Below are 13,205 nucleotides of genomic sequence, written 5' to 3'. Positions count from 1 at the left end.
GCATCATGGTGTCCGTGTGGCTACCCGCGACATGTCGGTGCATCGCGTGCCGCTCGCGGGGTAATTTTTCGAGGTAAGTCGATGTCCTTCGTGCCCGAGCGCAAACCTTCCTCTCCCGCCATCGAGGCACTGCGGGTGCCGCCGCATTCCATCGAGGCCGAGCAGGCGGTGCTGGGTGGCCTGATGCTGGCGCCGGATGCGCTGGACAAGGTGGCCGACCGGCTCGCCGAGGATGACTTCTACCGCAAGGACCACCGGCTGATCTGGCGTGCGATCAACGAGCTGGCGAACAAGGGCATGCCGTGCGACGCGGTGACCCTGGGCGACTGGTTCGAGAGCAACGGCCTGGCCGAGATGGTCGGCGGCGCCGGCTACCTGATCGAGCTGGCCAACAGCACGCCCAGCGCCGCCAACATCGCCGCCTACGCCGAGATCGTGCGTGAGAAATCGGTGCTGCGCCAGCTGATCGACGCCGGCACCTCGATCACCGAGGACGGCTACCGGCCCGAGGGCAAGAGCGTGCACGAGGTGCTGGAAAGCGCCGAGCAGCGCGTGTTCCACATTGCCGAATCCGGCGCGCGCGGCAAGAAAGACTCCGTCTCCATGCGCGAGGCGGTGAAGGACGCGTTCCGCTTGCTCACCGAGCGCTACGAGAACCGCGGCCAGCTGACCGGCGTCAGCACCGGCTTCACCGACCTGGACAGGCTCACCTCCGGCCTGCAGCCGTCGGACCTGATCATCGTGGCGGCGCGCCCGTCGATGGGCAAGACCGCCTTCGCGCTGAACATCGCCGAGGCCGCCGCGCTGGGCGGCAAGAAGGCGGTGGTGGTGTTCTCGATGGAAATGTCCTCCTCGCAGCTGGCATTCCGGCTGATCTCCTCGGTCGGGCGCATCCACCAGCAGCATCTGCGCAACGGCGACCTGCAGGAGGAGGACTGGCCGCGCGTGTCCAATGCGATCGCGCTGCTGTCCGAAGCGAAGATCTTCATCGACGACACGCCTGGCCTGTCGCCGGTGGAGCTGCGCTCGCGCGCGCGCCGGCTGCACCGCGAGCACGGCGGGCTGGGCCTGATCGTGATCGACTACCTGCAGCTGATGCAGGTGCCCGGCAACAAGGAGAACCGCGCCACCGAGATCTCGGAGATCTCGCGCTCGCTGAAGGGGCTGGCCAAGGAGCTGAACGTGCCGGTGATTGCCCTGTCGCAGTTGAACCGCTCGCTGGAGCAGCGCGCCGACAAGCGTCCGATGATGTCCGACCTGCGCGAATCCGGCGCGATCGAGCAGGACGCCGACGTGATCATGTTCATCTACCGCGACGAGTACTACAACAAGGAATCGCCCGACAAGGGCGTCGCCGAGATCATCATCGGCAAGCAGCGCAACGGCCCCACCGACACCTGCAAGCTCACCTTCCTCGGCCACTACACCCAGTTCGTGAACTACGCGTCGGATTCGTTCGTCGGCTCGTTCGACTGAGCGCAAGGAAACCGCGCGGCGAAAACGGACAGCTTTTCGCGCCGATACGTCTCGTCGCCTGCGATGATCGCGTGCCAAGCTCGCTTCATCCACGCATCCAGCCGGGAACCCGCATGGCCAAAGCCAAGACCGCCTACGTCTGCACCGATTGCGGCGCCGAACACCCGAAGTGGCAAGGTTCATGCGCCGAGTGCGGCGCCTGGAACACGCTCAGCGAGATCGTGCTGGCGCCGGCCTCGGCGGCGAAGCCGTCGGTGGGCGCGCAGCGCTCCAGCTACGCCGGTGCCGCCGCCGGCGCGCCGCGCATCACGCCACTGACCGCGGTGGCGCTGACCACCGAGGCGCGCACGCTGACCGGCATTGGCGAACTGGACCGCGTGCTGGGGGGCGGCCTGGTCGAGGGTTCGGTGGTGTTGATCGGCGGCGACCCCGGCATCGGCAAGTCCACCCTGCTGCTGCAGATGCTGGGCACGCTGGGCGCGCATCTGTCCAGCGTCTATGTCACTGGCGAGGAATCGCTGGCGCAGGTGGCCGCACGCGCGCAGCGCCTGGGCCTGCCGTTGGAGCCGCTGCAGGCGCTGGCCGAAACCTGCATCGAGCGCATCCTCGAACAGGCCGCGGCGATGCGCCCGCGGGTGCTGGTGATCGACTCGATCCAGACCATCTGGACCGAATTGCTCACCGCCGCGCCCGGTTCGGTGTCACAGGTGCGCGAGTCGGCGGCCAAGCTCACCCGCTATGCCAAGGAGACCGGCACCTCGGTGTTCCTGGTCGGCCACGTCACCAAGGAAGGCGGCATCGCCGGCCCGCGCGTGCTGGAGCACATGGTCGACGCAGTGCTGTATTTCGAGGGCGAATCCGGTTCGCGCTTCCGCGTGCTGCGCGCGTTCAAGAACCGCTTCGGCGCGGTCAACGAACTGGGCGTGTTCGCGATGAGCGACAAGGGCCTGCGCGAAGTGCCGAACCCGTCGGCGATCTTCCTGTCCGCGCACGCGGGGCCGACTTCGGGCAGCGCCGTGATGGTCACCCGCGAGGGCACCCGGCCGCTGCTGGTGGAGGTACAGGCGCTGGTCGATCAGTCCTCGCTGGGCAATCCGCGCCGGGTCACCCTGGGGCTGGAGCAGAACCGGCTGGCGATGTTGCTGGCCGTGCTGCACCGGCATGGCGGCGTGGCGGCCTACGACCAGGACGTGTTCGTCAACGTGGTCGGCGGCATCCGCGTGCAGGAAACCGCCGCCGACCTGCCGGTGCTGCTGGCGGTACTGTCGTCCCTGCGCGACCGGCCACTGCCGGAGCACACCATCGCCTTCGGCGAAGTCGGCCTGTCCGGCGAGATCCGCCCGGTGCCGAACGGCGAGGAGCGCCTGAAGGAAGCTGCCCATCACGGCTTCCGCCGCGCCATCGTGCCGAAGGCGAACGCGCCGAAGAAGGGTCGCGTCGGCGAGATGGAGGTGGTCGGGGTGGAGCGCTTGAGCGAGGCGATCGACGCCTGCCGCTGAACGTTGCCGCTACATCCCCCGGTGCAGAATCAGTTCCAGCACCGCCTTGCTGCCGAAGAACGCCAGCACCAGCACGGCCATCCCGATCAGGGTCAGGTTGACTGCGCGCGCGCCGCGCCAGCCGTGCCGCCAGCGGCCGTACAGCAGCACGCCGAACACCAGCCAGGCGCCGATCGACAGCACGGTCTTGTGCGCCAGGTGCTGGCCGAACAGGTTGTCGACGAACAGCACGCCGGTGAGCAGGGTCAGCGTAAGCAGCACGAAGCCGGCGCTGATCAGGCGGAACAGCAGGGTTTCGGTCAGGGTCAGCGGCGGCAGCGCGCGCAGCCAGCGGCCGAACTGGCGATGGCGCAACGCCCGCTCCTGGAGCGCCAGCAGGATCGCCAGCGCCGCGGCGATCGACAGCACGCCGAACGCGAGCAGGGCCACCGTCACGTGCAGCTTGATCTGCCAGTCCATCGGCTGCGGCAGGGTGGGCGGCGCCAGGAAGCCATCCAGCGCGAGCAGCGCGGCGGTCAGCGGGAACACGATGACGCCGAGCGCGGCGACCGGACGCGAGGCGTTCACCAGCAGGGTCAGTGCCGAGACGACGAACGCGACCAGCGACAGCGCGGCGAAGAAGTGCAGGTCCAGCGCGCCGCGGTGCATGCCCAGCAGGATGCCGGCGTGGATCAGCACGGCGCTGCCGGCCAGCGCCAGCGCCAGCCGGTTCAGCGGTTGCCCGCCGCCCAGCAGCGGGCGCGCCAGCCCGGCAGCGGCGGCGAGATAGAGCACGATGGCGAGCAGGGCAAGAACGTGGAGGGTCATGGCCGCGCAGTGTCGCACAGGGTCGTGCCGGCATGCATGCGGAGCGGAGCGATCCGTCCGCTATAATCGGCCACTTTCCCGTTTGCCGGTTTCGCCATGTTCGAGTCGCTCAGCCAACGCCTTTCCACCACCGTCAATCGCCTGCGCGGTCGCGGCCGGCTGACCGAGGAGAACATCCGCGAAGCCCTGCGCGAGGTGCGCATCGCGCTGCTGGAGGCGGACGTGGCGCTGCCGGTGGTGCAGGCGCTGATCCAGCGCATCAAGGTACGCGCGGTCGGCCAGGACGTGACCAAGAGCCTGTCGCCGGGCCAGGCGCTGATCAAGGTGGTCAGCGACGAGCTGACCGTGGTGATGGGCACTGCCAACACCGAGCTGAACCTGGCCCAGCAGCCGCCGGCCGTGGTGCTGATGGCCGGCCTGCAGGGCGCCGGCAAGACCACCACGGTGGCCAAGCTGGCGCGATTGCTGACCGAGCGCAAGAAGAAAAAGGTGATGGTGGTCAGCTGCGACGTCTACCGCCCGGCCGCCATCGAGCAGTTGCGCACGCTGGCCGAGCAGGTCGGGGTGAAGTTCTTCCCGTCCGCGGCGGGTCAGGATCCGGTGCAGATCGCCAGGGACGCGATCGCCGCTGCGCGGCGCGAGGTGGTCGATGTGCTGCTGGTCGATACCGCCGGCCGCCTGCACGTGGACGAGGCGATGATGGCCGAGATCAAGGCGCTGCACGCCGCGGTCACGCCGATCGAGACCCTGTTCGTGGTCGATTCAATGACCGGCCAGGACGCCGCCAACACCGCCAAGGCATTCAACGAGGCGCTGCCGCTGACCGGCGTGATCCTGACCAAGACCGACGGCGACGCCCGCGGCGGTGCCGCGCTGTCGGTGCGCTACGTCACCGGCAAGCCGATCAAGTTCCTCGGCGCCGGCGAGAAGAGCGACGCGCTGGAGCCGTTCCACCCGGATCGCCTGGCCCAGCGCATCCTCGGCATGGGCGACGTGCTGTCGCTGGTCGAGGAGGTCGAGCGCAAGGTCGACCAGGACAAGGCGCAGAAGCTGGCCCAGAAGGTGATGAAGGGCAAGCGCTTCGACCTGAACGACATGAAGGACCAGTTGGAGCAGATGGGCAACATGGGCGGCCTGGCCGGCCTGATGGACAAGCTGCCCGGCGTGTCCAGCCTGCCGGACAGCGTCAAATCGAAAGTGAACGATGGCGAGATGAATCGGATGATCGCGATCATCAGCTCGATGACGAAGAAGGAGCGCCGCCATCCGGATTTGCTGAACGGCTCGCGCCGCGCCCGCGTGGCGCGCGGTTCAGGCACCCAGCCGGCCGACGTCAACCGCCTGCTGAAGCAGTACATGCAGATGGAAAAGATGATGTCCAAGCTGTCCAAGGGTGGCAGCAAGGGCCTGCTGCGGCAGATGCGCGGCGCCATGAAGGGCATGGGCGGCATGGGCGGGCTGCCGCCGATGCGCTGAGGGCGGCGGCGCAGTCCGAGGCTGCTTTTCCGATGCCCTATTCCCTTTTCCCGATTACGCCCCTAAAATACCCCGTTTACCGCGCACGACTCTCGTGCGCCTGCCGCTGATTCGGCAATTCTGGAGTTTTACCATGGTCAAGATTCGTCTTTCGCGCGGTGGCGCCAAGGGCCGTCCGTTCTACCACGTCGTCGTGACCGATCAGCGCAACAAGCGCGACGGCCGCAACATCGAGAACGTGGGCTTCTACAACCCGGTCGCGGCGGGCAAGGACAAGCGCCTTGAGCTGAACATCGCGCGCGTGCAGGAGTGGGTCGGCAAGGGTGCCCAGTTGACCGACAAGGTCGCCGCCCTGGTCAAGGAAGCCGGCAAGCAGCAGGCTGCCTGAAGTGGCGGCAGCCGGTCGGCGCGTCCTGATCGGACGCATCGTCGGGCTGTATGGCGTGCAGGGCTGGCTGAAGATCGAATCCTTCGCCGAGCCGCGCATGCGCATCTTCGACTACCAGCCGTGGCTGCTCGGTGCAGCGCCCGGCACGGAGACGCAGGTCAGCGGAGTGAAGGGTCGTGCGCAGGGCAAGGGCATGGTGGCCCATCTGCCCGGGGTGGACGACCGGGAGCAGGCAGCGGCGCTGGTCGGTGCCGACATCCATGTCGCCCGCGAGCAGCTGCCGCCGCCGGCGCAAGGCGAGTATTACTGGGTCGATCTCGAAGGACTTGAGGTCGTCACCACGGAAGGCGTGAAGCTGGGGCGGGTCAGTCACCTGTTCGCCACCGGTGCCAACGATGTCGTGGTGGTGAGGGACGGCGAGCGCGAGCGGCTGGTTCCCTTCGTCCAGGGTTCGTATGTGCGTTCGGTGGACTTGTCCGCAGGGCGCATGGTGGTGGACTGGGATCCCGAGTTCTGACGTCGCCGGGTCGCGGGCTGAAGGGGTCGAGGATCATGCGCATCGATGTCGTCAGCCTGTTTCCCGACTTCGTGCGCCAGTGCGCCGCCGTCGGTGTGGTGGGACGCGCGCAGCAACGCGAGCTGCTGCAGGTGGAAACCTGGAACCCGCGCGACTACGCCACCGACAAGCACCGCAGCGTGGACAGCGGCTCGTATGGCGGCGGTCCCGGGATGGTGATGATGATCGAGCCGTTGCGCACGACCCTGGCGGCCATGCGCGCGGCGGCACCGGAACCGGTGCATCTGGTTTATCTCAGTCCGCAGGGAGTGCGGCTGACGCAGGGCCGGGTGGAGGCGCTGGCGAAGTTGCCGCGCATCGCTCTGCTCTGCGGGCGTTACGAAGGTGTGGACGAGCGTCTGCTGGCGCACGAGGTCGACGAGGAGCTTTCCATCGGCGATTATGTGCTGTCCGGCGGCGAGCTCGCCGCGGCGGTGGTCATCGACGCGGTGGGGCGCTTGCAGGAAGGTGCGTTGCACGATGCACAGTCGGCCGAACAGGATTCGTTCGCCGACGGCCTGCTGGATTGCCCGCACTATGCGAGGCCGGTGCACGATGCACTGGGTAGCGTGCCGGACGTGCTGCTGTCCGGCGACCACGCGGCAATTGCCCGCTGGCGCCTGAAGCAGTCGCTGGGACGCACCTGGTTGCGTCGCCCGGACTTGTTGTCACAGCGTGGACTGGATGCGGCATCCCGGGCCTTGCTGGATGAATTCCGCCGCGAACATGCCCAAGCCGGGCGTTTGCGGCAAGACGATGCGGCCGAATGACGACCGCAGCATTGATATCGCTGAAGTGAACCGACAGGTGCGCCATGAACAAGATCATTGAACAGTTCGAATCCGAGCAGATCACCCGCCAGCTGCCGGAATTCAGCCCCGGCGACACCGTGGTGGTCAACGTCAAGGTGAAGGAAGGCAACCGCGAGCGCGTGCAGGCGTTCGAGGGCATCGTCATCGCCAAGCGCAGCCGCGGCCTGCATTCGGCCTTCACCGTGCGCAAGATCTCGCATGGCACCGGCGTGGAGCGCGTGTTCCAGGCGCACAGCCCGGCCATCGACTCGGTGACCGTGAAGCGCAGGGGCAAGGTGCGCGGCGCCAAGCTGTACTACCTGCGTGGCCTGGAAGGCAAGGCCGCCCGCATCAAGGAAGACGTCGCCGCTGCCGCCGCCGCCAAGGCGAACGCGAAGGCTGCCGCCGCCGAGTAATCCGCTGCGCCATCGCTGCATGAAAAACCCGCGGAGCGATCCGCGGGTTTTTTCGTGCTTGCGGGGTGGCGTGCGGCAGGTTTTGCCGGAAGGGGTTACTCCAGGCGCTGCGGCTGCTGCAGGAAGTTTCCCTGCACGAAATCCACGCCGCAGGCGAACAGCAGCGAGGTACTGGTGGCGTCCTCGACCCATTCGGCGATGGTCTGACGCTTCAGCTCGTGGGCCTGCAGGCAGATTTCGGAGACCTTCTTCTGGCTTTCCGGGTGCTGCGGCAAGTCGGCCATGTAGCTGCGGTCGATCTTCAGGTAGTCCGCGTCGATGTGGTTGAGCAACTGGAACGAGTTCAGGCCCGAGCCGAACTGCTCAAGCGCGAAGCGGCCGCCCAGCTTCTTCCAGCCGTTGACGAACTCCTGGGCCGGGCGCAGCAAGGTCATCACCTTGCTCTCGGTCATCTCCAGCACCAGCTGGCCGCGCTTCAGCCCCGCCAGCTTGAGCCGATCGCCCAGCCACGCCAGCAGGGTGTCGTCCTGCAGCGAGGCAGCAGTGAGCTTGACGAAGAACGTGGTCTGCTGGCCCTGGCCTTCACGATCCTGCAGCGCCTTGATGGTCTGGTCGAATACCCAACGGTCGATCGCGCCGGTGAGGCCGTGTTTTTCGGCGATCGGCATGAAGAAGCCGGGCAACACCTCGCCCTGCGGGCCGTTCATGCGCAACAGGATTTCCGAATAGTCGCCCTCGGCGTCCTGCAGGCTGATGGTCTGCTGGTGGTAGAGCAGCAGGCCTTCGCCGGTGAGTGCGTTGCGCAGCAGTTCCAGCCAGTAGCGCTCGCGTTCCTCGTCAGCCTTCTCGCGCGCGGCCGGGTCGTGCAGTTCCACCTGGCTGCCGCCGAGGCTCTGCGCGGTGCGCAGGGCCTGGCTGGCCTGGTTGAGCAACAGTTCGGTGTTCGCGTTCTTCTCGCCCAGCAGGCTGCCGCCGATGCTGGCGGTGACCGTGATCGAGCGCGAGCCGGCGTCGAAGATCTCGTTGCTGACGCTGTGCTGCAACTTGGCGATCCACTCCCTGATCGCCTCGTCCGGGCGCGAGTCGAGCACCACGCCCAGGGTGTGTTCGGCGAGCATGCCGGCGACGTCGTCGGCGCCGAGCAGCATGCGGATGCGGTCGGCGAAGCCGGCCAGCAGTTCGTCGGCCTTGCCCAGGCCGATGCCGCCCACCAGCGAGGCCCAGTTGTCCGGCTCGATCAGCAGCAGCGACTGGCCCTTCTTGCCCTTGGCCGCCGCGGTGACGGCGTCGTCGATGGATTCCAGCATGCGGGCGCGATTGAACAGGCCGGTGACCGGGTCGCGCTGCAGTTGCTCCAGCACGGCCTGGTCGACGAGTTGCCGGCGGAACACGATCTGCAGGCAGGGTTCGCCCTCGAACGTGGCCGGCGCGAATTCCACCGTGGCGTCGAACTGGCTGCCGTCGGCGCGGCGCGCGTGCAGGGTGAGCTGGGACGGCGTCTTCTCCTGCCGTGCGTGGCCGCGCAGCAGGGCCTTGAACTCGTCGGCATGGGTCGAGTCGATCATGTCCAGCACCGGCAGCCCGAGCAGGTCGTCGAAGCTGTCGTAGCCGAAGGTTTCCAGGTAGGCCTGGTTGGCGCGCACGTGCATGCCCTCGTGCACGTAGGCGATCGCGTCGGTGGACGAGTCGAGCAGCGCGTCGCAGCGCCGCTCCGATTCGCGCAGGGCGGTCTCCAGGCGGCGCACCTGGCGGCGCGTCTGCAGCGAGTCGAACTCGCGCTGCAGTACCGCGATCAGCTGCTTCGGCTGGCTGCGCGAGGCGACGCCGCGGGCGCCATGCACGAACAGCTCCGCCACAACTTGGTTGTCGATCGAGTTGACCAGGCCCAGCAGCGAGTAGTCGCGGCCGTAGGCATCGAGCACCTTGACGGCGTCCTCCAGGTTGATGCTGGTGATCGCCGGGTCGAACATCACCACGTCCGGTTCCAGCTCGTTCACCGCAGCCTGCATCTGTTCCACATTGGTGGCACGGGCCGGCCGCACGGCAATGCCGGTATTGCGCAACAGGCTGATGATCTGCTCGGCCTCTTCCAGCGAGCTTTCGACGAAGAGGATCTTGATGACGTAATCTTTTTTCATGGGGCGTGATGCTGTCCGTTGATCATCGCAGGCGGTACCGGGCGGTCTGCGCATTCAGCCGCGATGACTGTTTGTAACGGATTCCGCCGGCAGCCGCCAGCGGGAAAACCGTGCAACAGGCACCGCTGCCCGGTTTACAGGGGACGCTTGGAGGCGTCGCCGCCCACCTCGCGTACCAGCCGGGGCACCAGGTAGCCCGGCAGGCGTGCACGCAGGGCCTCCATCAGCGCCAGTGCGCGGCTGTCGTCAACCTCGAAGTGCGCCGTGCCCTGCACGCGGTCGAGCTGGTGCAGGTAGTACGGCAGCACGCCGGCGGCGAACAGCCGCTCGGACAGGTCGGCCAGGGTATCGGCACCGTCGTTCACCCCCTTGAGCAGCACCGACTGGTTCAGCAGCGTGGCGCCGGCTTCGCGCAGCCTGGCACAGGCGGCGTCCACGCTGGCGTCGAGCTCGTTCGCGTGGTTGGCGTGCAGCACCACCACTTTTTGCAGGGGCAGCGACGCCAGCCAGTGGATGAAGGCGTCGTCGATGCGCTCGGGCAGCACCACGGGCAGGCGGCTGTGGATGCGCAGGCGGGTCACGTGGGGGATGCCTGCCAGTTCCTGCGTCAGCTCCTCCAGCTTGCCGGTGGCCAGCGACAGGGGGTCGCCGCCGGAGAGGATCAGCTCGTTGATCGACGGCGCGCGGCGCAAGTGCTCCAGTGCCTCCCGCCAGTGGTTGCTGGCGGCCATTTCCTCACCGTAGGGAAAGTGGCGACGGAAACAGTAGCGGCAATTCACCGCACAGCTGCCGCTGGCGATCAGCAGGGCGCGGCCCGCGTACTTGTGCAGCACGCCGCGTGCCTCGCGCGCCGCCATGTCGCCGACCGCGTCGACGACGAAGCCGGGCACCTCGTCCAGCTCGGCCAGTTGCGGCAGCACCTGCAGCAGCAGCGGGTCGCGCGGGTCGCCATGGCGCATGCGGGCGACGAAGCCGCGCGGCACGCGCAGCTGGAAACCGGCGTCTGCCGGCGGCAGCTGGTCGGCGAGGTGCTGCAGTCCGAGCAGGTCCAGCAGTTCGCCAGCGTCGGTGACGGCTTCGCGCCACAGCTGGCGCCAGTCGGCGGCCGGGGCGTCCGGCGTAATGCGTGCGGCAGGGCTTGCGGTTATCATGTGTGGCCTTGTCTGGGCCGGCCGGCCCGTCAAACCACCTATTTTAGCTGCCGGCAGCGGCGCAAGGGCCCGTTTCGGGCCCTTGAACATTGAAATTCACATATCGGAGCTCACTGCATGGCCACTTACGGTCTCAACGACGTCAAGAACGGGGTGAAGATCATCGTCGACGGCGATCCCTACGTCATCGTCGAGGCGGAGTTCATCAAGCCGGGCAAGGGGCAGGCGTTCACCCGCATCCGCATCCGCAACCTGCTCAACGGCCGCACCACCGAGAAGACGCTGAAGTCGAGCGAGTCGTTCGAAGGCGCTGACGTGGTCGATACCGACATGCAGTACCTCTACAGCGACGGCGAGTTCTGGCACTTCATGCAGCAGGAGACGTTCGAGCAGCATCAGGCCGACAAGGCGGCCGCCGGCGACGCCGCGAAGTGGCTGAAGGGCGAGGAGGAGTGCGTGGTGACGCTGTGGAACGGCCGGCCGATCGCGGTGCAGCCGCCGAACTTCGTCGAGCTGAAGATCGTCGAGACCGATCCGGGCGTGCGCGGCGATACCTCCGGCGGCGGCGGCAAGCCGGCCAAGCTGGAGACCGGCGCGGTGGTTCGCGTGCCGCTGTTCGTAGGCCAGGACGAGGTGATCAAGGTCGACACCCGCACCGGCGAATACGTCAGCCGCGTCAAGTGACGAACCGGCGCGCAGGCATTCGCCCGCGCTGTTGCCGGTGCATCATCCCGGTGCAAGCCGGGATCCAGTGAAACACTCGTGCGCAGCGCGCCTCACTCTTTGCACAAGCAGCCGCAGCAACATGGGATCCGGACCTGGTCCGGGATGACGGACATGGGGCGGGCGCTGCACGGTGCACCGCCCTTTCTCGTATCCACCCCTTGCACAGTGAGTGAACGATGAACCAGCCCCCCCAGCCCGTCGACCTCCTCATTGAAGCCCGCTGGGTGGTGCCGGTCGAGCCGCATGCCGTGGTGCTGGAGAACCATGCGGTGGTGGTGCAGGACGGGCGCATCGCGGCACTGCTGCCGATCGCCGGGGCGCATGCCACCTACGCGCCGCGCGAGCGCGTTTCGCTTGCCGAGCACGCGCTGATCCCCGGCCTGGTCAACAGCCACACGCACAACCCGATGACCCTGCTGCGCGGCCTGGCCGACGACCTGCCGCTGATGGTATGGCTGCAGCAGCACATCTGGCCGGCCGAGGCGAAGGTGATGGGGCCGGAGTTCGTGCGCGACGGCGTCGAGCTGGCGGTGGCCGAAATGCTGCGCGGCGGCACCACCTGCGCCAACGAGAACTACTTCTTTCCCGACGTGATCGGCGCCACCTACCGCAAGCTGGGTTTCCGCGCGGTGGTCGGCTTGCCGGTGATCGAGTTTCCCACCGCGTGGGCGAAGAGCCAGGACGAATACTTCGAGCGCGCCGGCGAAGTGCACGACAGCTTCCGCGGCGACGGCCTGATCAGCACCGCGTTCGTGCCGCACGCGCCGTACACGGTGTCGGACGAGAGCTTCGAGCGCATCCGCGTGCTGTCCGACCAGCTCGACATCCCGGTGCATCTGCATACGCACGAGACCGCGCACGAGGTCGAGGACGAGAAGGCCAAGAGTGGCCTGCGTCCGTTCCAGCGCCTGCAGAAACTGGGCCTGGTCAACGATCGCCTGATCGCGGTGCACATGACCCAGCTGACCGACGGCGAGATCGCCGCCTGCGCTGCCGCCGGCGTGTCGGTGGTGCACTGCCCGGAGTCCAACCTCAAGCTCGCTTCCGGCTTCTGTCCGGCCGAAAAGCTGCGCGCGGCCGGCGTCAACGTGGCGCTCGGCACCGACGGCTGCGCCTCCAACAACGACCTGGACATGTTCGGCGAGATGCGCACTGCCGCGCTGCTGGCCAAGGCGGTGGCCGGCGACGCTGCCGCGTTCGATGCGGCGTTCGCGCTGCGCGCGGCCACGCTCAACGGCGCCAGGGCGGTCGGACTGGAGGCGAAGATCGGCTCGATCGAAGTCGGCAAGCAGGCCGACTTCGCCGCCGTGCGATTGAGCGACCTGGAAACCCAGCCGCTGTTCCACGTCGTCTCGCAGCTGGTCTACGCCACCGGCCGCCACCAGGTCAGCGACGTGTGGATCGCCGGCAAGCGCAAGCTGGCCGCGCGCGAACTGACCGGCATGGACACCGCCGCGATCCTGGAGCGCACGCGCGCCTGGCGCGAACGTATTGCCTCGGCCTGAACCGGAGTCTTTCGATGAACCGTTACCTGGTCCTGCTGATCCGCCGGCCGCACCTCGACCCGGCGGTGGTGCCGCTGCACCTGGCGTTCCTGCAGGGCTTGCGTGCAGAAGGCCGGGTGGAACTGTCCGGCGGCTTCAGCGACAAGTCCGGCGGCGCCTACCTGCTGCACGCGGCCGACCTCGCCGAGGCGACCGCGATCGTGCACGACGATCCCGCCCACGTCAGCGGCGGCTGGGACATCACGGTGTACGAGTGGCAGGTGGTTTGATCTTTGC

General features: G+C 67.6%; 13 protein-coding genes. 10 read left to right on the top strand and 3 right to left on the bottom strand.

The features are described 5' to 3' along the window. The first annotated feature begins 81 nt into the window (after positions 1-81). Both RHOOR92_RS0106300 and radA read left to right on the top strand, forming a co-directional pair. Positions 82-1,476: a replicative DNA helicase gene (locus RHOOR92_RS0106300; RefSeq protein ID WP_007510500.1), complete on the top strand. Its 1,395-nt coding sequence runs from the start codon at positions 82-84 to the stop codon at positions 1,474-1,476. Between the two features lie 113 nt (positions 1,477-1,589). Further along, on the top strand, positions 1,590-2,975 hold the full coding sequence (gene radA / locus RHOOR92_RS0106295) for a DNA repair protein RadA (RefSeq protein ID WP_007510503.1): 1,386 nt from the start codon (positions 1,590-1,592) through the stop codon (positions 2,973-2,975). Between the two features lie 9 nt (positions 2,976-2,984). Here radA and ccsA read toward each other — a convergent pair whose 3' ends face one another. After that, a complete protein-coding gene (ccsA, locus tag RHOOR92_RS0106290; RefSeq protein WP_007510505.1) occupies positions 2,985-3,782 on the bottom strand; it encodes a cytochrome c biogenesis protein CcsA in 798 nt (265 codons plus the stop codon). 96 nt (positions 3,783-3,878) lie between these two features. Here ccsA and ffh point away from each other — a divergent pair, with 96 nt between their 5' ends. The 5 genes from ffh (at position 3,879) to rplS (ending at position 7,409) form a co-directional block, all read left to right on the top strand. Further along, a complete protein-coding gene (ffh, locus tag RHOOR92_RS0106285) occupies positions 3,879-5,258 on the top strand; it encodes a signal recognition particle protein (protein WP_007510507.1) in 1,380 nt (459 codons plus the stop codon). A gap of 133 nt (positions 5,259-5,391) precedes the next feature. Continuing rightward, positions 5,392-5,646 carry a 30S ribosomal protein S16 gene (gene rpsP / locus RHOOR92_RS0106280; RefSeq protein WP_015447205.1) on the top strand — a complete coding sequence of 85 codons (255 nt, stop codon included), beginning with the start codon at positions 5,392-5,394 and terminating at the stop codon, positions 5,644-5,646. A 1-nt stretch (position 5,647) separates the two neighbouring features. Beyond that, the gene (gene rimM, locus RHOOR92_RS0106275; RefSeq protein WP_027489879.1) at positions 5,648-6,163 is read left to right on the top strand and encodes a ribosome maturation factor RimM; all 516 of its coding nucleotides are present in this window, start codon (positions 5,648-5,650) and stop codon (positions 6,161-6,163) included. Positions 6,164-6,198: 35 nt separating this feature from the next. Further along, complete coding sequence (gene trmD / locus RHOOR92_RS0106270) at positions 6,199-6,972, top strand: tRNA (guanosine(37)-N1)-methyltransferase TrmD (RefSeq protein WP_007510515.1); 774 nt, start codon at positions 6,199-6,201, stop codon at positions 6,970-6,972. Positions 6,973-7,016: 44 nt separating this feature from the next. After that, a complete protein-coding gene (gene rplS / locus RHOOR92_RS0106265; RefSeq protein ID WP_007510517.1) occupies positions 7,017-7,409 on the top strand; it encodes a 50S ribosomal protein L19 in 393 nt (130 codons plus the stop codon). Between the two features lie 95 nt (positions 7,410-7,504). Here the strand turns inward: rplS and RHOOR92_RS0106260 are convergent, their stop codons facing one another. Together RHOOR92_RS0106260 and epmB are read right to left on the bottom strand one after the other, a co-directional pair. Further along, the gene (locus RHOOR92_RS0106260) at positions 7,505-9,547 is read right to left on the bottom strand and encodes a GGDEF domain-containing phosphodiesterase (protein ID WP_027489878.1); all 2,043 of its coding nucleotides are present in this window, start codon (positions 9,545-9,547) and stop codon (positions 7,505-7,507) included. 134 nt (positions 9,548-9,681) lie between these two features. Beyond that, positions 9,682-10,698 (bottom strand): EF-P beta-lysylation protein EpmB, encoded by a 1,017-nt coding sequence (gene epmB / locus RHOOR92_RS0106255; RefSeq protein ID WP_007510521.1) that lies wholly within the window; start codon positions 10,696-10,698, stop codon positions 9,682-9,684. A gap of 117 nt (positions 10,699-10,815) precedes the next feature. Here epmB and efp point away from each other — a divergent pair, with 117 nt between their 5' ends. The 3 genes from efp to RHOOR92_RS0106240 all read left to right on the top strand — a co-directional run bounded on the left by efp (position 10,816) and on the right by RHOOR92_RS0106240 (position 13,198). After that, positions 10,816-11,382: an elongation factor P gene (gene efp, locus RHOOR92_RS0106250; protein ID WP_007510530.1), complete on the top strand. Its 567-nt coding sequence runs from the start codon at positions 10,816-10,818 to the stop codon at positions 11,380-11,382. A 218-nt stretch (positions 11,383-11,600) separates the two neighbouring features. Continuing rightward, complete coding sequence (locus RHOOR92_RS0106245) at positions 11,601-12,929, top strand: TRZ/ATZ family hydrolase (RefSeq protein WP_027489877.1); 1,329 nt, start codon at positions 11,601-11,603, stop codon at positions 12,927-12,929. A gap of 14 nt (positions 12,930-12,943) precedes the next feature. After that, entirely contained in the window at positions 12,944-13,198 is a 255-nt protein-coding gene (locus RHOOR92_RS0106240; protein WP_007510534.1) for a YciI family protein, read from the top strand. Positions 13,199-13,205: the final 7 nt, after the last annotated feature.

It is taken from the genome of Rhodanobacter sp. OR92 (assembly GCF_000427545.1).
Lineage (GTDB): Bacteria > Pseudomonadota > Gammaproteobacteria > Xanthomonadales > Rhodanobacteraceae > Rhodanobacter > Rhodanobacter denitrificans.
The sequence above is the reverse complement of the archived record's forward strand: the minus strand, read 5'-3'. Positions and strand labels throughout refer to the sequence as shown.